The sequence below is a fragment of the Haloferax sp. Q22 genome (assembly GCF_001482285.1).
In the GTDB taxonomy this organism is placed as follows: Archaea; Halobacteriota; Halobacteria; order Halobacteriales; family Haloferacaceae; genus Haloferax.
The window spans coordinates 36,495-56,493 of the sequence record NZ_LOEP01000033.1; the positions used below are offsets into that span (position 1 = coordinate 36,495).

The 19,999-nt window shown below is 65.5% G+C and carries 15 protein-coding genes and 1 tRNA gene; 10 read left to right on the forward strand and 6 right to left on the reverse strand.

What is annotated here, in order from left to right; translation table 11 throughout:
• Positions 1–371 precede the first annotated feature (371 nt).
• The 6 genes from AM590_RS15475 (at position 372) to AM590_RS15500 (ending at position 10,179) form a co-directional block, all read left to right on the forward strand.
• Positions 372–2,444 carry a PrkA family serine protein kinase gene (locus AM590_RS15475; RefSeq protein ID WP_058828262.1) on the forward strand — a complete coding sequence of 691 codons (2,073 nt, stop codon included), beginning with the start codon at positions 372–374 and terminating at the stop codon, positions 2,442–2,444.
• Positions 2,441–4,720, forward strand: a complete 2,280-nt coding sequence (locus AM590_RS15480) for a kinase anchor protein (RefSeq protein WP_172795820.1) — start codon at positions 2,441–2,443, stop codon at positions 4,718–4,720. The genes AM590_RS15475 and AM590_RS15480 overlap by 4 nt, the downstream gene beginning before the upstream one ends.
• On the forward strand, positions 4,711–6,030 hold the full coding sequence (locus AM590_RS15485) for a YeaH/YhbH family protein (protein ID WP_058828264.1): 1,320 nt from the start codon (positions 4,711–4,713) through the stop codon (positions 6,028–6,030). Before AM590_RS15480 ends, AM590_RS15485 begins: the two co-directional genes overlap by 10 nt.
• Complete coding sequence (locus tag AM590_RS15490) at positions 6,027–8,036, forward strand: SpoVR family protein (RefSeq protein WP_058828265.1); 2,010 nt, start codon at positions 6,027–6,029, stop codon at positions 8,034–8,036. Before AM590_RS15485 ends, AM590_RS15490 begins: the two co-directional genes overlap by 4 nt.
• Positions 8,037–8,044: 8 nt before the next feature.
• Complete coding sequence (locus tag AM590_RS15495; protein ID WP_058828266.1) at positions 8,045–8,587, forward strand: hypothetical protein; 543 nt, start codon at positions 8,045–8,047, stop codon at positions 8,585–8,587.
• 89 nt (positions 8,588–8,676) lie between these two features.
• Positions 8,677–10,179: a DASH family cryptochrome gene (locus AM590_RS15500; RefSeq protein WP_058828267.1), complete on the forward strand. Its 1,503-nt coding sequence runs from the start codon at positions 8,677–8,679 to the stop codon at positions 10,177–10,179.
• Positions 10,180–10,185: 6 nt separating this feature from the next.
• Here AM590_RS15500 and AM590_RS15505 read toward each other — a convergent pair whose 3' ends face one another.
• From AM590_RS15505 to AM590_RS15530, 6 genes are all read right to left on the reverse strand, one after another.
• Positions 10,186–10,617 (reverse strand): disulfide bond formation protein B, encoded by a 432-nt coding sequence (locus AM590_RS15505; RefSeq protein WP_058828268.1) that lies wholly within the window; start codon positions 10,615–10,617, stop codon positions 10,186–10,188.
• Between the two features lie 393 nt (positions 10,618–11,010).
• Entirely contained in the window at positions 11,011–12,372 is a 1,362-nt protein-coding gene (locus tag AM590_RS15510) for an MgtC/SapB family protein (protein WP_058828388.1), read from the reverse strand.
• A gap of 375 nt (positions 12,373–12,747) precedes the next feature.
• Positions 12,748–12,822: transfer RNA gene (locus AM590_RS15515), tRNA-Glu, on the reverse strand.
• 86 nt (positions 12,823–12,908) lie between these two features.
• Positions 12,909–14,885, reverse strand: coding sequence for a 3-hydroxyacyl-CoA dehydrogenase/enoyl-CoA hydratase family protein (locus AM590_RS15520; protein WP_058828269.1), 1,977 nt, complete (start codon positions 14,883–14,885; stop codon positions 12,909–12,911).
• Between the two features lie 141 nt (positions 14,886–15,026).
• Entirely contained in the window at positions 15,027–15,608 is a 582-nt protein-coding gene (locus AM590_RS15525) for a DNA-3-methyladenine glycosylase (RefSeq protein ID WP_058828270.1), read from the reverse strand.
• 108 nt (positions 15,609–15,716) lie between these two features.
• Positions 15,717–17,078 carry a RimK/LysX family protein gene (locus AM590_RS15530; protein ID WP_058828271.1) on the reverse strand — a complete coding sequence of 454 codons (1,362 nt, stop codon included), beginning with the start codon at positions 17,076–17,078 and terminating at the stop codon, positions 15,717–15,719.
• Between the two features lie 131 nt (positions 17,079–17,209).
• Here AM590_RS15530 and AM590_RS15535 point away from each other — a divergent pair, with 131 nt between their 5' ends.
• The 4 genes from AM590_RS15535 (at position 17,210) to AM590_RS15550 (ending at position 19,993) form a co-directional block, all read left to right on the forward strand.
• On the forward strand, positions 17,210–18,235 hold the full coding sequence (locus tag AM590_RS15535; protein ID WP_058828272.1) for a succinylglutamate desuccinylase/aspartoacylase family protein: 1,026 nt from the start codon (positions 17,210–17,212) through the stop codon (positions 18,233–18,235).
• Between the two features lie 110 nt (positions 18,236–18,345).
• The gene (gene sdhC, locus AM590_RS15540) at positions 18,346–18,741 is read left to right on the forward strand and encodes a succinate dehydrogenase, cytochrome b556 subunit (protein WP_004974453.1); all 396 of its coding nucleotides are present in this window, start codon (positions 18,346–18,348) and stop codon (positions 18,739–18,741) included.
• Positions 18,741–19,112: a succinate dehydrogenase hydrophobic membrane anchor subunit gene (locus tag AM590_RS15545; RefSeq protein ID WP_058828273.1), complete on the forward strand. Its 372-nt coding sequence runs from the start codon at positions 18,741–18,743 to the stop codon at positions 19,110–19,112. Before sdhC ends, AM590_RS15545 begins: the two co-directional genes overlap by 1 nt.
• A complete protein-coding gene (locus AM590_RS15550) occupies positions 19,112–19,993 on the forward strand; it encodes a succinate dehydrogenase/fumarate reductase iron-sulfur subunit (protein ID WP_058828274.1) in 882 nt (293 codons plus the stop codon). Before AM590_RS15545 ends, AM590_RS15550 begins: the two co-directional genes overlap by 1 nt.
• Positions 19,994–19,999: the final 6 nt, after the last annotated feature.

Below are 19,999 nucleotides of genomic sequence, written 5' to 3' on the forward strand. Positions count from 1 at the left end.
ATCGCCGATTAAACCGACACACGTCGGTCGATTGGAGGTTCACACGACGTGGTACGTATCTGGATTGGTCGACATTCAAGACAATCTATTGACTACTTTCAGAGAAAGCGTTATATGTTAACGTCTCTCATTGATTGGTAGTCTCGGTCCCCGGGCCGAGCGAGCCGTCGCGCATCGTTTGCCAATCGCCGATTCTGTCGCCAGTCGCCGACCCGTCGTGAGCGCGCAGCGGCGGCGACGCATTTCGATTCACCGCCCGCGGTCTGTCGCCGCGGGTCCGTGGCTCGCGGTGTGTCGTCTGCGACCCGCGAACGCGGGCGCGTCGCCCTCGGTCGTCTCCGGACGGCTGGTCCGACGAGGCTCCACGAACAATGACCGGCGAAATTGAAACACTCGCAGACCTGAGCAAGCACTACAAAGACTCCGTGCCCGCGGACCTCCGCGAGGCGAAGAGCTTCGAGTGGTACTTGGAAGAGGTCTACGCTCACCCAAAGATCGCTCGCAACGCCCACCAACGCGTGGCGGACATGTTCGACTTCTACGGCACCCGTTACGACGAGGACGCGGGCGTCGTGGAGTACCTCATGGCCTCCGAAGACCCCCTTCACGACGGTGAAAACGTCTTCTACGGCCGCGAAGTTCACGAGTCGATTCACGAGTTCGTCAACAAGGTGAAATCGGGGGCTCGCGGCCTCGGTCCCGAAAAACGCATCAAACTCCTCTTGGGCCCCGTCGGCTCCGGGAAGTCCCACTTCGACTGGATCTCCCGTCGCTACTTCGAGGACTACACGATGTCCGACGAGGGGCGGATGTACACCTTCCGGTGGACGAACCTCGGCGACGTCATCCGCGACCAAGACCCCTCCGACGACGTGGTCAAGTCGCCGATGAATCAGGACCCGCTCGTGTTGCTCCCGCAGGAACAGCGCGACGTGGTCATCGAGCAGTTGAACGAGAACCTCGACGCGCCGTACACCATCCGGAACGACCAGGCGTTAGACCCCGCCTCGGAGTTCTACATGGACCGGCTGCTGGCCCACTACGACGACGACTTAGAGGAGGTCGTGGCGAACCACATCGAGGTCATCCGACTCGTCGCCTCCGAGAACAAACGCCAGTGTATCGAGACGTTCGAGCCGAAGGACAAGAAGAACCAAGACGAGACCGAACTCACCGGCGACGTCAACTACTCGAAGCTCGCGGTGTACGGCGAGTCCGACCCGCGGGCGTTCGACTACGCCGGCGCGTTCTGTAACGCAAACCGCGGCATCTTCTCCGGCGAGGAACTGCTGAAGCTCCAACGGGAGTTCCTCTACGACTTCCTGCACGCCTCGCAGGAACAGACAATCAAGCCGAAGAACAACCCCCGAATCGACATCGACCAGGTCATCGTCGGGCGGACGAACATGCCCGAATACCGCGAGAAGAAGGGCGACGAGAAGATGGAGGCGTTCAACGACCGGACGAAGCGCATCGACTTCCCGTACGTCCTCGAATACGAACAGGAGGCCGAAATCTACCGGAAGATGCTCCGGAACGCCGACGTGCCAGACATCCACGTCGAGCCGCACACGCTGGAGATGTCCGGGCTGTTCGGCGTCCTGACCCGCATCGTCGAACCCGACTCCGACACCATCTCGCTCGTCCAGAAGGCGAAGGCCTACAACGGCGAGTTGGACGACGGCGACGACGTGGACGTGCGCAAACTCCGCGAGGAGGGCGAGAAGAAAGCCGACATCGCCGAGGGCATGGACGGCGTCTCCGCCCGGTTCATCGGCGACGAAATCGCCGAGGCCATCATGGACGCGACCCACCGCGGCCGCGGCTACCTCTCGCCGCTGTCCTCGTTCACTCACCTCGAAGAGAACCTCGAGAACCACGGGTCGATTCCCGAGGAGAACCTCGAACGCTACCACCGCTACCTCGAGATGGTCCGCGAGGAGTACAAAGAGCGCGCCATCGAAGACGTGCGCCACGCCCTCGCCTACGACATCGACGAGATTCGTCGGCAGGGCGAGAAGTACATGGACCACGTCATGGCCTACATCGACGACGCGACGGTCGAAGACGAACTGACGGGTCGCGACCAAGACCCCGACGAGAAGTTCCTCCGCGCCGTCGAGGAGAAACTCAACATCCCCGAGGACCGCAAGGACGACTTCCGACAGGAGGTCTCTAACTGGGTCTCCCGGCGCGCCCGCGAGGGGACGTCGTTCAACCCGCAGGACAACGACCGCCTCCGCCGCGCGCTCGAACGCAAACTTTGGGAGGACAAGAAACACAACATCAACTTCTCGGCGCTCGTGAGCGCGAACGAGCTTGACGACGACGAACGCAACGCGTGGATAGACGCGCTCGTCGACCAGGGCTACTCGCGCGACGGCGCACGGGAGGTGCTCGAGTTCGCCGGTGCGGAGGTGGCGAAGACCGAGCTCGAAGGGTGACCATGCGAGACTACATCCGCGAGGCGGACGAGGCGCTCCGCGGCACCTACGAGGAGCCGATGAGTCTCGGCGAGTACGTCGACGCCGCGTTCGAGTCGCCCTCTATCGCCTCCCACGCGTCGAAGTACCTCTTGGAAGCCATCGAGTCGATGGGGACCAGACAGGTGGTCGAACAGGGCGAGGAAAAACAGCGCTACTGCTTTTTCGACGACCCCGCCAACGACGGCGAGCACGCGGTCCTCGGCAACACGGAGGTGCTGAACGCCTTCGTCGACGACCTGCGGACCATCGCCGCCGACCGCGGCAAAGCCGAGAAAATCGTCTGGTTCGACGGCCCGACTGCCACGGGGAAATCCGAGTTGAAACGCTGTCTCATCAACGGGCTTCGGGAGTACTCGAAGACCGACGCGGGGCGGCGCTACACCGTCGAGTGGAACGTCGCCAACGCCGACGACACCCGCGGGCTGTCCTACGGCGGCGAGGTCGACGCCGCCGACGAAGACTGGTACGAAAGCCCCGTCCAGTCGCACCCGCTTTCGGTGTTCCCCGCGGAGGTTCGCAAGCGACTGCTCGCCGACCTCAACAGCAGGAACGGTGACCACATCCCCGTCGACGTCGACGAGGACCTCGACCCGTTCTGTCTGGAGGCGTACACCTACCTCGAAGAGGAGTTCCGCAGAGCGGGCAAGCAAGACCTCTTCAGCGCCGTCACCGACCCGAAACACCTCCGGGTGAAGAACTACGTCGTCGACGTCGGCCGCGGCGTCGGCGTCCTCCACTCGGAGGACGACGGCTCGCCAAAGGAGCGACTGGTCGGGTCGTGGATGCCGAGCATGCTCCGCGAACTGAACTCCCGGGGGCGCAAGAACCCGCAGGCGTTCAGTTACGACGGGGTGCTCTCGCAGGGCAACGGCCTTCTCACCATCGTCGAGGACGCCACCCAGCACGCTGACCTGCTCCAGAAGCTCCTGAACGTCCCCGACGAGGGGCACGTCAAACTAGACAAGGGAATCGGGATGGATATCGACACCCAGCTCGTCATCATCTCGAACCCGGACCTCGACGCCGAACTCGACAAGTACGCCGACAGGAACGGCCGCGACCCGCTGAAGGCGCTCAAGCGCCGGCTCAACAAACACGAGTTCCGTTACCTGACGAACCTCTCGCTCGAGGCCGAACTCATCCGCCGAGAGCTGACAAACGAGACGAGCGTCTGGACCGACGACCCCGAGACGATGGCCGAACGCGTCGCCGAGGCCGTCTCGCTGGACGTCCGCGAGGGACCGGGCGAGGTTCGCACCCGCGAACTCGCGCCCCACGCCGTCGAGGCCGCGGCGCTCTACAGCGTCGTGACCCGCCTCGACGGCGAGGACGTGCCGCGCGACCCGGATATCGAGTTCAACCTCGTCGACAAGGCGCTGCTGTTCGACCGCGGCTACCTGCAGGTCGGCGACCAGCGCCGCGAGGTGTCGGCGTTCGAGTTCGTCGGGGACTCGGAGGGGACCCACGGGATTCCCGTGACGTTCACCCGCGACGTCATCGCGGACCTGCTGCACGACCGCATCGACCGCAGACACCCCGACCTCGACGTGTCGTCGGTGGTGATGCCGACCGACGTGCTCGACGAGATGGTCGCCGAACTGTCGGACGCGCCCGTGTTCTCGCGGGCGGAGTCCTCGGAGTACGAAGGCCGCATCGCCATCGTCAAAGCGTACATCTTCGACCAGCAGGAGGCGGACGTGCTCGACGCGCTCCTCGCCGACAAGGGCGTCGAGCGCGAGACAGTCGAGGAGTACGTCGAACACGTCTACGCGTGGGCGTCCGACGGGCAGATAGAGACCGAGCGCGGGCCGATTGACCCCGACCCGCTTCTCATGAAGCTGTTCGAGACCGAGCACCTCGGGCGCTTCTCGCCGGACGACTACGAGGGCAACGACCCCTCCGAGACGGTCGAAGACTTCCGCAACGAGAAGGTCATCACCGCGCTCAACCGCTACGCGTGGGAGAACCGCGACGAGGGCTTTACCGTCTCCGACGTGGACCTCACCGAGATTCCGGTCATCCGGACGGTGCTCGAAACCCACGACTGGGAGGACGTGCGCCGGCTGTTCTCCGACCTCGACCCCCGCCAGTGGGACGACCCGCCGGCGAACACCGAGACGGCGCGCGTGAAAGCGCGCACCATCGACGAACTGGTCGACCGCGGCTACACCGCCGCGTCGGCCGAACTGACCAGCCGTGCCGTGATGAAGGAGGTGAGCCACACATGGGACTGAGAGACGACCTCGAACGATTCCGCGAAGTGGGCGAAGAGCGCCGCGAAGACCTCAAGGAGTTCATCTCCTACGGCGACCTCGGCGCGTCCGGCTCGAAAGACATCAAGATACCCATCAAGGTCGTGGACCTGCCGGAGTTCAAGTACGACCGCCTCGACATGGGCGGCGTCGGACAGGGCAAAGGCGGCACGCCTGACGTGGGCCAGCCGCTCGGCCAGCCCGAGCCCGGTGACGGCGAGGGCGAAGACGGCGAACCCGGCGAGGAGGGAGCCGAACACGAGTACTACGAGATGGACCCCGAGCAGTTCGCCGAGGCGTTGGACGAGGAACTCGGCCTCGAACTCGAACCGAAGGGCAAGGAGGTCATCGAGGAGGTCGAAGGTGACTTCACCGACATCACCCGGAGCGGCCCCCACAGCACCCTCGACTTCGAGCGCCTGTTCAAGGAGGGCCTGAAGCGCAAGCTCGCGATGGACTTCGACGAGGAGTTCGTCCGCGAGGCGATGAAAGTCGACGGCACCTCGGCCCGCGAGGTGTTCCGGTGGTGCCGCGAGAACAACATCCTCGTCTCGATGGCGTGGATCGAAGACGAGTGGAGCCGCATCCCGGACGACGAACGCGGGACGTGGGCCTCCTTCGAGGAGATGGAAGAGAACGTCGAGCGGACGACGGCCATCCAGCGCATCCGCCGCGAGGGGCTCCGCGAGATTCCGTTCCGCCGCGAGGACGAGCGCTACCGCCACCCGGAAGTCATCGAGAAGAAGCAGTCGAACGTCGTGGTCGTCAACATCCGCGACGTGTCGGGGTCGATGCGGGAGACGAAGCGCGAACTCGTCGAGCGCACCTTCACCCCGCTGGACTGGTATCTCACGGGCAAGTACGACCACGCCGAGTTCGTCTACATCGCCCACGACGCCGAGGCGTGGGAGGTCGAACGCGACGAGTTCTTCGGCATCCGTTCGGGCGGCGGGACGCGAATCTCGTCCGCCTACGAACTGGCGAAGGAGGTCTTGGACGAGCGCTACCCGTGGCGCGAGTGGAACCGCTACGTCTTCGCCGCGGGCGACTCCGAGAACTCCTCGAACGACACCAAAGAGCGGGTCGTCCCGCTCATGCAGGAGATAGACGCGAACCTCCACGCCTACGTGGAGACCCAGCCCGGCGGGACCGCCATCAACGCCACCCACGCAGAAGAGGTCGAACGGAGCCTCGGCGAGCAGGGTAACGTCGTGGTCGCGTACGTCTCGGAGCCCGACGACGTCATCGACGCCATCTACACCATCCTCAGCACGGAGGCGACAGCAGAATGAGTTTCAGACGACACCGCAGAGACGCACAGCGCGAGGCCGCCAGACTCGATGAGCCCGTCCGGGAGGCCGGCGCGCTCGCGAAGAAGCTCGGACTCGATCCCTACCCGGTGAACTACTGGGTAGTCAACTACGACGAGATGAACCAGCTCATCGCCTACGGCGGGTTCCAAGAGCGCTACCCGCACTGGCGGTGGGGGATGACCTACGACCGCCAGCGGAAGACCGACCAGTTCGGCATGGGCAAGGCGTTCGAAATCGTCAACAACGACGACCCGGCGAACGCCTTCCTTCAGGAGTCGAACTCGCTGGCCGACCAGAAGGCCGTCATCACCCACGTCGAGGCGCACTCGGACTTCTTCAAGAACAACCAGTGGTTCGGGCTGTTCTCCGACGAGGGGCAGTTCGCCGCCGCGGCGATGCTCGAACAGCACGCCCAGACCATCGACCGGTACGTCCAGAACCCCGAAATCAGCCGGGACGACGTGGAGAAGTTCATCGACGCCGTCCTCTGTCTGGAAGACACCATCGACCAGCACCGGACCATCCGCGAGGCCGCCGCCGACGAGGACGGCCGCATCCCCGAGGACATCCGCGCGCAGTTGGACAGCCTCGACATCTCCGACGACGTGCGCCGTGAGGTGTTCGACGACGCGTGGCTCGAGCAGGTCGAAGAGGCCGAACGCGAGGCCGCGAAGCTCACCGACCCCCGGAAGGACGTGCTCGCGTACGTCCGCGAACACGGGATGCGGTACGACGAGGAGACGGGCAAGGCCGAAGAGATGGAGCCGTGGCAGAAGGACGTCCTCGACATGCTCCGCGAGGAGGCGTACTACTTCGCCGCCCAGAAGATGACGAAGGTGATGAACGAGGGCTGGGCGGCCTACTGGGAGTCGCTCATGATGGGCGACGAGCGCTTCGCGGGCACGGACGAGTTCATCACCTACGCCGACCACCAGTCGCGCGTCCTCGGGTCGCCCGGGCTCAACCCCTACAAGCTCGGCAAGGAGCTGTGGGAGTACATCGAGAACTCGACGAACCGCGCGGAGGTCGCCGACAAGCTCCTGCGCGTGAAGGGCGTCACGTGGCGCAACTTCCACGAGACGGTCGACTTCGACGAGGTGCAGACGCTCCTCCGGGCGGACCCAGCTATCGACGGCGTCAGCGCCGACTCCCTCGACGAACTGTCCGAACTCGGTCCCGACGACCCCAGAGTCGACCACGAGACCCTCGACAGGGCGCTGTCGGGCGACGAGTCGCTCGACCTCGAAGCGTACCCGTGGAAGCTCCTCACCTACGAGGGGCTCGCGGAGCGACACTACTCGCTCGTCAAGGCGCAGAACCGCGGGTTCCTCAGTCGGATTCGGCGCTCGGAACTCGAACAGCTCTCGCGGTACATGTTCGACGACGAGGTGTACGACAGTGTCGAGGCGGCCGTCGCCGACGTGGACAAGTCTGCCGGCTGGGACCGGATGCGCGAGATTCGCGAGAGTCACAACGACGTGACGTTCCTCGACGCGTTCCTCTCCGAGGAGTTCGTCCGCTCAAACCACTACTTCGCCTACGAGTACTCCCAGTCGTCCCAGCAGTTCCGCGTCTCCTCGTCGGCGTACCGGGACGTGAAAAAGAAGCTCCTGTTCCAGTTCACCAACTTCGGGAAGCCGACTATCGCGGTGTACGACGGGAACTTCGACAACCGCGGGGAGCTCCTCTTGGGCCACCAGTACAACGGCGTCATCCTCGACATGAAGCAGGCGAAGGGCGTCTTGGAGCGCGTCTACCACCTCTGGGGCCGCCCGGTGAACCTGATGACCATCACGAAGGAGTTCGACGAGCACGAGGTCGAAGTCGCCCGGCGGCGGGGCCGAGAGCCGACGCCCGAAGAGCGAGCCATCCGCATCCGCTACGACGGCGAGTCGTTCGAGGAACACGACCTCGACGCCGAACTGGAAGCTCGCATCGCCGCCGGCGAGATCGACTACGACACGAAGCCCGATGATTGGCTCTGAACGGGGCGATGGCCGAGCCTGACTCGCCGACCGTCTCCGGCGAGCAGGCGGACGGCTCGCTCGATGAGGCCGACATCCACGACGTGCTCAGAAACGAGCGGCGGCGGCTCGCACTCGAACGACTGCGCGACGGGGACGGGCCGGAGTCGGTCGGCGACCTCGCGGAGCACATCGCCGAGATAGAGTCCGGCGAGTCGCCGCCCCCGAAGAACGTTCGCCAGAGCGTCTACATCTCGCTTCACCAGACTCACCTCCCTAAACTCGACTCACTCAGCATCGTCGCGTACGACTCGCGGGCGAAGACCGTCTCGCTCGGGTCGAGCGCGGCGGAGCTTGACCACTTCTTGGCCGCCGCCGAACCGACGCAGGCCCCCCTCGCGCTCCTGACGCTTGCGACCTGTCTGGCCGGACTCGCGCTCCTCTTCGCCGGCTGGATGGGCGTCCCCGTCATCGACCGCGTGGACCCGCGGCTCGTCGCCGGACTCGCGCTCACCGTCGTCGCCGTCGTCGCCGGCGCGGAACTCCGGTTGCAGACGCGAAGCCGGACGTAGGTCGGGCGGCGCGGCCGGGTGTCGACCTATTGTGTCACCCCGAATCCGCCGTTCGACTCAAGTCACCCCCATCCTAAGCGCCGCCGACGATGTCCGAGCCAACTTCGCTCGCGTGGTTCCGCCGCGACCTCCGCCTGCACGACAACGAGGCGTTCGCGGCCGCCTGCGACGCCGACCGCGTGGTTCCCGTCTACTGCGTGGACCCCCGCGAGTACGGCGACCGACCGTTCGGCGGCCCCGACTCCTTCGACTTCGAGAAGACCGGCGCGCACCGCGCTCGCTTCCGCCTCGAATCGCTGTCCGACCTGCGATCGTCGCTCCGCGACCGCGGGAGCGACCTCGTCGTTCGTGAGGGGAGGCCCGAATCCGTCCTCCCGGAGCTGGCGGCGACCGTTGACGCCGACTTCGTGACGGTCCACACGCGACCGACCCCCGAGGAGTCGAGCGTCGAGTCGGCGGTCGAGCGAGCGCTTCGAGACGGCGGCGTCGAACTCCGTCGCTTCTGGGGCCACACGCTCACCCACCTCGACGACCTCCCGATGGCGCTCTCGGAACTCCCAGACACCTACACGACGTTCCGGAAGGCGGTCGAATCGGCCGCCGAAAGCACCGAACAGGGAGATGTAGGTGTGGGCAGCGACCCCGCCGGTCGCGACCCGCTTCTCGAACCGACCGTCCCGCCGCTTCCCGGAGACACGCCCGACGCGGGCGACCTCCCCGCGGTTTCCGACCTCGTCGGGAACCCGGATGCCGAGTCCCAGAGCGCCCCGGACGAACGCGGCGTCCTCCCTTTCGATGGCGGCGAGACGGCCGCGCTCGACCGCGTGGAGTCGTACATCTGGGTGGGCGACCACCTCCGCGAGTACAAGCAGATGCGAAACGGACTGCTCGGCGCCGACTACTCCTCGAAGTTCTCGCCGTGGCTGAACGAGGGCTGTCTCTCGCCGCGGTACGTCAAGGCCGAGGTGGACCGCTACGAGGACCGGCGGGTCGCAAACGATTCGACGTACTGGCTCGTCTTCGAACTCCGCTGGCGCGACTTCTTCCAGTTCCAGTTCGCCAAACACGGGAGCGACTTCTTCCGCCGCGAGGGCATCCGGGAGCGGACCGACATCGACTGGCGGGCCGACGACGCGCAGTTCGAGCGCTGGGCGGCGGGGAAAACGGGCATCCCCTTCGTCGACGCGAACATGCGGGAGTTGAACGCGACGGGGTACATGTCGAACCGCGGGCGGCAGAACGCGGCGTCGTTCCTCGCCAACGACCTCAGACTGGACTGGCGACGCGGCGCGGCGTACTTCGAGACGCGACTCGTCGACTACGACCCCGCGTCGAACTACGGCAACTGGGCCTACATCGCGGGCGTCGGCAACGACTCGCGGGACCGCTCGTTCGACGTGCGCTGGCAGGCGAACCGCTACGACGAGGACGCCGAGTACGTGAAGACGTGGCTCCCCGAACTCGACGCCTTGCCCGCCGAGTACGCCCACGAACCGTGGAAACTCAGCGACGAAGAACAGGCGACCTACGGGGTCGAGTTGGGCGTGAACTACCCCGAACCGATGGTCGAACTCGGCGGTTCGAGCGAGTAGCCGCGATTACATCCCCCACGCGTCGTCGGCCGACCCGCCGAGGCGGGCGGCGGCGAGCGCGAGGACCGTCACGAGCGCGAATCCGATGAACGCGAGTCGCGGAATCGTCAGGAGGCCGCCGAGCATGGAATACTGGATGGACGTACACGGGCCGCCGACGGTACAGGTCGCACCCGGGGCGACCTGCAGGTACGAGTGGTAGCCCGAGAGAGCGAGCCCACCCAGCGAGAGGGGGAGCACCGACTTCCAGACGCCGGGTCGGTCCTCGATCGCGGCGACCCCGAGCACCACGACGAGCGGGTACATCAGGATGCGCTGGTACCAACAGAGGTCGCAGGGCGTCAGTCCGAGGCCGAGGCTGAAGTAGAGGCTCCCGCTCGTCGCGGCGAGGGCGACGAGCGTTCCGGCGGCGAGTGCGGCGCGCGTCGTGGCCGACACGGTCAGGCGCTCCTATGGGTGTTTCTCGTCCGGTTCGGCACCACGTTCACCTGCTGTCGCTCCGCGTGCGGTTCGGCACCACCGTCTCGTCGGGTCGGGTCGCGTATCATCGCTTGTTGGACGTGGAGCCACGATAGACGGCGGTGAACCTCAAGCCATCGGCTCGGCGCTCGAGTTAGACGAGTGCAGTCGCTCAGAAGCGTCGGATACGCGGAATGACCCTCGCCCGTCGGGGGACGACCGACGGGCGACTCTTCGTGGGTCGTTCGGTCACGGGCTACGCGCCGAACCAGTGCGATTTGATTGCCGCGGCACGGTGTTATCAATGTTGTGTCGCTGACTGTTGTGTCGGTTGCGGTGATTCCGCGGGCGCGGGGCTCCGTACCACCCGTCTCACGGCCGAAAGACGACGATGACGACGCCGACGACGCCGGCGGCCACGAGGAGCGCGCTTCGGCGGGCCACCGGGCCGAAGAGTTCGCGGTCAACGCTCGTCGCAAGCGCGACCTTGACCCCGATGCTCGCGGCGGTTCCGGCGAGGACGCCGACGACGGCAGTCGTTCCACTGATGTTGCCGCCGCCGTAGAGCGTGACGGTGGTCGTGACGACCGACCCGCTCGACACGAGTCCGCCGATGAAACTCGTCACGATGAACCCGGTCGCGCCGAAGTACTCCTGTGCGGCCGCGGAGGCGAGCAACACGAGGAGGAAGAACACGCCGAACCGGAGGGCGCTTTCGAGGCTGAACGGCGACTCGAACGCCACGTCGAGGTCGACGCCCCACTCGCGAGAGTGCAGCGCGTAGCTCATCCCCACGAGTGCGATGAGTCCGAGGGGAACCCCCACCTCGACCGCGAGTTCCGGAACGAACACGACGACGAGCGAGAGGTTTCGGAGCGCCATCGCCGCGTCGGCCATCAGAATCGCGCCGGCCGCGAGCGGTCGAATCGACGGGTTCCGGCTGGTCCGGCCGGCTATCTCGCCGATGACGGCCGTCGAGTTCACCAGCCCGCCGAAAAAGCCCGTGATGGCGATGCCGCGTTCGCCGTACCGCCGGATGATGACGTAGTTGACGAAGCCGATTGCGCTCACCGCGACGACGAGCAACCAGACTGTCCGGGGGTTGACGGCGTCCCAGGGGCCGATTCGCCCCTCGGTGAGCAACGGGTAGACAACGAACGCGATGATGGCGAACTCAACGGCACTCCGAACCTCGTCGGTCGTGAGTCGCCGGGCGAACCCGTGGAGTTCGCGCCGCAGGACCAACAAGAGCGACGACGTGAGCGCGACGACGACGCCCTCGATGACGAAGCCGCTCACCACCGCCGCACCGACCGCGTAGGCGACTAACAGCGACGTAGACGTGGTGAGCGAGAGGCTCACCCCGAGGTCGTCCAACCGCGCGGCCTCAGTGTCACCGCGGCGGCCGTCGCTGGCTTCGGCGTCAGCGTCCGCGTCGAAGTCAAGTTGCGACTCGGTTCGGTCGTCCTCGCTTTCGCGCGACCCGCGTTCGACGAGTCCGCGACCCCCGAGCAACACCGCTTGCGTGACGACCAACAATCCGCCGACTGCGAGGAGGATGTCGCTCCCGACCGCGACGGCGACGCCCCCGAGGAGGCTCGTCAGCGTGAACGTCCGCACGCCGGCGCTCTTTTTCGACCGCTCGCGCTCCAACCCGAGGAACATCCCCAACGCCGCCGCGACGAACAGGCGGACCACGACGGGGTCGATTTGCGAGACGAACTCTTCGAGCATCATCGAACCCCTGAACGTCCGTGTTCCATTCTCTCGTGTATAGTTTAATTGCTATCGTTAAAAACGTGTAAGCTAACTGCTGTGGGCGGGAGTCGAGTCGGCCGGGGTTGAGAGAAGTGCTCGGGAGGGGATTTGAACCTCAGTCGCTCACGCTGTTCGCTCCCTGCTTCAAATCCCCCGTCGTGCATTCAGTCTCACAAGACCGAGAGACACGGAGGTCTCTCGGGGGTTTGTGTTCGACAGAAGTGCTCGGGAGGGGATTTGAACCTCAGTCGCTCACTCTGTTCGCTCCCTGTTTCAAATCCTCCGTCGTGCATCCAGTCTCACAAGACTGAGAGACACGGAGGTCTCTCGGAGATTTGTGTTCGACAGAAGTGCTCGGTCAGGGATTTGAACCCTGGTCCTCGGCTCGAAAGGCCAAGATGATTGGCCGGACTACACCAACCGAGCGTCTGCATTCACGAGTGGTCGTTGGACTATTTTAAGCGTTGCGTTCCATCGTGGGTGAGTGAGAGGAACCCACCCACGACGGCGGCTTACTCGCCCGTGAACTCGGGGTCGCGGTCGCTCGTGAAGGCTGCGATGCCCTCCATCAGATCCGAGGTGGTAAACAGCAGGCCGAACGCCTGTGCTTCGACTTCCAGCCCGGAGTCGGTGTCTTCCCAGCCGTTGTGCATGGCGCGCTTGGTATAGCGCTGGGCGACCGGCGGGCCCTGTGCGAACCGCTTCGCGTACTCGAAGGCCTGTTCTTCGAAGTCGTCGTTCTCGACGACCTCGTTGATGAAGCCGTAGTCAGCCATCGTCTCGGCGTCGTAGCGGTCGGCGCTGAAGATAATCTCCTTCGCGCGGCCGGTGCCGACGATGCGCTGGAGGCGGACCGTACCGCCCCAGCCGGGGAGGAGCCCGAGGTTGTGCTCTGGCTGGCCGAGTTCGGACCGCTCCGTGGCGATTCGGAGGTCGGCGCACATGGCGAGTTCCATCCCGCCGCCGAGACAGAAGCCGTCGATGCCGGCGATGACCGGCTTGTCGAGTTCTTCGAGCTTTCCGAACGTCTGTTGGCCCTTCCGGGAGATTTCGACGCCCGAGACGGCGTCGCCGCCGCCCGCGGCGATGCTCGTCACGTCGGCCCCGGCGGAGAACGCGCGGTCGCCGGCCCCCGTGAGGAGCACGGCGCGGACCTCGTCGTCCTCGGCGAGGTCGTCGAGCGCTTCGGAGAGTTCGTCCATCAGTTCGATGCTGATGGTGTTGAGGCGGTGCGGGCGGTCGAGGGTGATGTGGCCGATGCCGTCGCGCACCTCGACAGAGATGTCGTCGAACGCGGGAGCCTCGTCGGATTCCTCCTCGCCGCCGTAGAAGCCCTCGCCGGACTGGGCGAGGTCGCGGAGGTACTGCACGGCCTCGTAGCGCTCCTCACCGGTCTCGTCGTGGAGGTTGTCGAGCGCGCCGACGAGGGTTGCGATGCCTGCGTTGTCGGCCATCTTCGCCGGGCCGTCGGGGAAGCGCCCGCCCAGTTTGACCGCGCGGTCGATGGCGGCCGGGTCGGCCACGTCGTTGCCGACGAGGCCGGCGACCTCGTTCGCCATGACGCCGAGCAGGCGGTTCCTGACCGCTTCGCTCCCCTCGTCGTGGGGGACCTCGGCGCCCTCGCCGTCTTCGTAGTCGTAGAAGCCCTTGCCGGTCTTTTGGCCGAGGTCGCCCTCCTCGACCTTCTCGGAGAGAAGCGGACAGGGTTCGTAGGCGTCGCCGAGCACCTCGTGCATGTATTCGAGGACGTGATAGCCCACGTCGATGCCGACGTAGTCGGCGAGTTCGAAGCTCCCCATCGGGAGGCCCATGTCGTACTTCGTCGTGGAGTCGACTTCGGCCATCGTCGCGTCGCCGGAGTGGACGATCCACGCGGCCTCGTTCATCAGGGGGACAAGGATGCGGTTCACGATGAAACCAGGGCTGTCCTTGCGGACGCGGACGGGCGTCTTGCCCATCGCCTCGGCGAGGTCCTCGACGAGTTCGAGCGTCTCGTCGGCGGTGTGTGCGCCGGAGATGACCTCGACGAGGTCCATGCGGACCGGCGGGTTGAAAAAGTGCATTCCGCAGAAGCGCTCGGGTCGCTCCGTCACTTCGGAGAGTTCGGTGATAGAGAGACTGGAGGTGTTGGTGGCGAACACCGTGTTGTCGGGTGCGTGTTCCTCCAGCTCGGTGTACACCTCCTTTTTGATGGACATCTTCTCGGGGACGGCCTCGATGACGACGTCGGCGTCGGCGACGGCCTCGCCGAGGTCCACTGCGGTCGAGACGCGGGCGAGCGCGGCGTCGGCGTCGTCCTGCGACAGTCGGTCCTTCTCGGCGAGTTTGTTCAGCGACCACTCGATTTGGTCGTAGCCCTTCTGAACGAACTCGTCTTTGATGTCGCGCAGCACGACGTCGTAGCCGGCGAGGGCCGCGACCTCCGCGATGCCGTGGCCCATGTTGCCCGCTCCGAGAACGGTGATACTGGTGACGTCATCTACGTTCATGGACGAACGTTATAGTGCGCGGCGGTTTCAACGTTTCCCTCGCATGAAATATAAACGAAACAGGCGTTTATTCAATCGACAGAACACATCGCCGCAGTCTGTCGATTATTCGTCCCCCAGTTGCTTTCCACCCTGACGGCGTTAGTCCACACACCGCCAGAGATACCGGCTGGCGTAGCTTCGATAGGGGGCCCATCGCTCGGCGCGTTCGCGCATCTCGCCGCGGGAGACGGCGTCACGTTCGAACCCGAAGACGTGTTCCATGCCGCGTCGAATCCCGAGGTCTTCGACCGGGAACACGTCCTCGCGGGCGAGCACGAAGATGAGGAACATCTTCGCGGTCCAGTCGCCGACGCCGCGAATCTCGGTGAGCGCCGCGACCACCTCGTCGTCGTCCATCGCCCGGAGGGATTCGGCCGACAGACCGTCTTGGAACGCGTCGGCGACGTTGCGGACGTAGCCGACCTTCTGGTTCGAGAGGCCGCAGTCGCGCAGGACGTCCTCGTCGGCGGCGAGTATCCCTTCCGGGGTGATTTCGACGTGGTCGAACAGGCGGTCCCGAATCGTCGCCGCCGCGGTCGTCGAGAGCTGTTGGTTGACAATCGAGACGACCAGTCGCTCGAAGGGGTCGTCGGCGGGGTCGAGCGAGAGCGGGCCGTGTTCGTCGACCACATCGCCGAGGTGCGGATCCGCCCGGAGTTCGCGGTAGGCGTCGTCGCTCATCGACTCGTGGTTGGGGCGTCGAAGAGAAAAGTGCGCGTGTCTCGGGTGCGGCCGTCGGTCGTCACGCCGATGGCGAGCGCGCCGGTGGCCGTGGTGTGGCGGGCCGACTTACTCTTCGAGGAGTTCTTCTTCCTCGTCGTCGCTGTCGTTGCGGTCGGCGTTGGCGCGGCGGCGCACGTCCACGCGGTAGTGTTCGAGGATGTCGCGGCCGAGCAGCAGCGGGTAGTCCATGTGCGAGCGGTCTTCGACGCTGGCGGTCACGGTGTGCTGGGTGCCGCCGATACCGATGACGAGGTCGACCACGGGGCGGGCCTTCCCGCCCTTGAGGCTCCCGGACTTCACGCGCGTCATGCTCTTGATTGGCCCCGCGCCGATTTCGGCGGCGAGGCTCGTGTCGATGCTCGTCCGGGTCGCGCCGGTGTCGGACTTGGCGAGGGTCTGCTGGGAGCCGCTGGTCCCGTTGACGACGACCTCCTCGATGTAGCCGATGATGGGCGCTTCACCGTCGATGATGGGCGATTCGTTGGGGGCACACGAGGGGACGGAGTCGTCGAGCGTCGCCGAGAGTTCCTCGACGCGCGTCTCGTCGACCTCGCCGCCCGCGCGCTCGATTGCGAGCTTCGCGATGTGCGGCGCGGGGCTCTTGCCCGTCGCCTGATACAGGCCCTTGAAGCCGGCCGTCGGGTTGGCTTCGAGGACGAACCAGCCGTCTTCGCCCTCGACGAGGTCGACGCCGACGTAGTCCATCTCCATCACTTCGGCCGTGTAGAGCGCAGTTTCCCGCGCTTCCTCGGGCATCTCGTCGGTCGCGTTGAGCACGTCGCCGCCGAGGGCGACGTTGGTCCGCCAGTCGCCGTCCGGGGCGTAGCGGTACATCGCACCGATGATTTCGCCGTCGACGATGTAGACGCGCAGGTCGCGGTGGCGGTCGCCGTCGCGGTCGATGAGCTTCTGCAGGAACGCCTGTCGGTTACCGACCTTCGGGTTCACGGGCTCGGTCAGGTCGACCTTCCACGTCCCGCCGCCGTGGGTGCCGATGGCCGACTTGTAGACGCCGACGTCGCCGAAGCGCTCGCGGCCCTTGTTCAGCCGGTCGTTCGAGAGCGCGAGCAGCGCGTCGGGCACCTGGATGTTCCAGTTGGCGAGCGTCGCGGCGGTGGCGAACTTGTGGATGGCCGCGAGGACCGCGTTCGGCTCGTTGAGCATCGGCCGGATGCGGTTGAACGTCGTCGCCAGCCCGAGGAGTTCGGCGGGCTCTTCGGTGTTCGACAGGAGCAGTCGGTTCGCGATGATGTCCACCTCAGGCTCGACTGTCACCTCGCCGTCTTCGATGCTGACCGCCGCGTTCTCCCGACGGAGCCACACCGGCTCGTGACCGAGGTCTTCGACCGCGTTGAGGATTGCCTTCGTCTCCTTACTGTTGTGCAGAGAAAGCACGCCGACACGCACGGCGTCGTCTGTGGTGGACATACTCAGTTGATATCCTCCCGGTTTCAAAGACATGACGGTCGAGAGCCGGCCGCCCGCGGTTCGCGGCCGCGAGGGCGGCGTCGGGCGGTCCGTCGCGACCGTTTATAACCCCGGCCCTCCCATCGCATCACATGGCCGACAACGAGGCCTTCACCTACAACGGCGGGAAGGTCGAGCCGGGCGAGACACAGGACATCCGGTACGGCATCTCCGAGACGTATCTCGGCGACCCGGTTCGCATCCCCGTCACCATCATCAACGGGGAGCAGCCGGGGCCGACCGTGTTCCTCTCCGCCGCCGCCCACGGCGACGAACTGAACGGTATCGAGGTCGTCCGCGAGGTGGCCTACGAGTGGGACCTCGCGGACCTCGCGGGCACGCTCGTCTGCATGCCGGTGATGAACGTCCCTGCGTTCCTCGCCCAACAGCGGTACCTCCCTATCTACGACCGCGACCTGAACCGGTCGTTCCCGGGCTCCGAGACCTCCACGGGGGCCAAGCGGATGGCCCACCGCATCTACCAGAACTTCATCGCACCCTGCGACCTCGGCATCGACTTCCACACGTCGACGCGGGGCCGGACCAACATGCTCCACGTCCGCGCGGACATGTCCGACCCCGCGGTCGCGCGACTCGCCAACGCCTTCGGTTCGCACGTCATCATCGACAGTTCCGGGTCCAGCGGGATGCTCCGAACGGAGTCGTCGGCGAACGGGACGCCGGCTATCACCGTCGAGATGGGCGAGGCCCACCGCTTCCAGCGCGAACTCATCGACGAGGCGCTCGCGGGCGTCGAGAGCGTCTTCGCCGAGTACGGCCTCCGAGAGACCTCGACGGTCAACTGGCCGGGCTGGCGGACCGTCATCTCGGACGAAAACGAGAAGACGTGGCTCCGCGCCGACGCGGGCGGCATCGTCGACATGCACCACGACCGCGGCGCGCTCGTCCACGAGGGCGACCGCATCTGCACGATTACGAACCCGTTCAAGGACGACAACGTCACCGTCGTCGCCCCCTTCACGGGCCTGCTCGTCGGCGTCCTCGAGAATCCGGTCGTCTACCCCGGGAACCCGCTTTGCCATCTCGTCGAACTGAAAGACAAGGTGCGGCGCGTCGTCGAGCGCGAGCAGTCCGGCACCCCCGAGCCGACGCTCTGAGACCGGCCGTCCCGCCCCGAGATATTCGGGGGCCGGCGACTTTTGCCAACCCTCACGAAACTCCATACACGTAAGTTCTATACCCTCCCCTTCCCGACACTCACAAGAGCATGAGTCAGTCTTACAATCGGGGCCTCATCGAGGACTTCAGCAGATGGCGGGAGTTCTCGGCCGGCATGTGGGCCTGGATATTCCACAAGTTCACCGGCTGGGTGCTTGTGGGCTATCTCTTCACCCACATCGCCGTGTTGTCGACGGCCCTCTCGGGCGCGGCGGCGTACACGAACACGATTCAGGCGCTGGAGAGTCTCTTGGTCGTGCGTATTCTGGAAGTCGGGCTGCTCGCGGTGGCGGTGTTTCACATCCTCAACGGACTGCGACTGCTGTTCGTCGACCTGGGCGTCGGGCTGGAAGCACAGGACAAGAGCTTCTACGCGTCGCTCATCCTCACGGGTGTCATCGTCGTCGCGAGCGTTCCCACGTTCCTCTCGGGGGTGAGCATCTAATGGCAGAACGATACACGTCCTTCGAACCCGGCGGCCGGCGGTGGCTCTGGCAGCGGCTGACCGCCGCCTTCCTCGTCGTGGTGCTGGCGTTCCACTTCTTCCTGCTCCACTTCGTCAACCACGCCGACGAAGTGACGTTCGCCCTCTCACAGGCGCGCATGGAGCAGTTGACGTACTTCTCGCTGATGATCCTGTTCCTCGTCACCGCGACGTTCCACGGGGTCAACGGCGTCTACAACGCCCTCGTCAACCAGGGCCTCACGGGTACCCGGAAGACGGCGGTCAAGGCGATTCTCGGTCTCGCGAGCGTCCTCCTCATCGTGCAGGGCGTCCGCACGGCCCTCGAGTGGGCCGGAGGTGTTCCCATCTAATGAGCACGCAAGTTCCCGAATCTGTCGAAGAGGAATCGGCCACGGAGACGGCGTCCGCCGGCAAGCAGAAGCGCGACGCGAAAAAGCGCGAGCGCGCCGAGCGAGTCCAAGAGCAGCGCGAGGCCGAGGCGGCCGAGAAGGCGCGCTCCGCGGACGACACGTTCCACCTCAAGGTCTTCCGCTACGACCCCGAGGTGCCGGAGAAACAGGAGCCCCGCTTCGACGACTTCCACGTCCCGTACAAGCAGGGGATGACGGTCCTCGACGCGCTCATGTGGGCGCGGGACCACTACGACTCCTCGCTTACCTTCCGGCACTCCTGCCGGCAGGCCATCTGCGGGTCCGACGCGCTGTTCGTCAACGGGTCACAGCGACTCGGCTGTAAGACCCAGCTGTCGGACCTCTCGGAGCCGATTCGGGTCGAACCGCTCCCGCACGCCGACGTGGTCAAGGACCTCGTCGTCGACATGGAGCACTTCTACGACCAGATGGAGTCGGTCGAGCCGTACTTCCAGACGAACTCGCTTCCCGACGACGAACTCGACGAGCAGCGCCAGACGCGCGAGAACCGCGAGAAGGTCAAGATGTCCACCCGCTGCATCTGGTGTAGCGCGTGTATGTCCTCGTGTAACATCGCCGCCGGCGACAACGAGTATCTCGGTCCCGCGGCCATCAACAAGGCCTACCGCTTCGCCATGGACGAACGCGAGGGCGAGGACATGAAGCAGCGCCGCCTCGAAATCCTCGAACAGGAACACGGCGTCTGGCGCTGTCAGACCCAGTTCTCCTGTACCGAGGTGTGCCCGAAGGACATCCCTCTCACGGAGCACATCCAGGAACTCAAGCGCGAGGCGATTAAGAACAACCTGAAGTTCTGGTGAACTTCC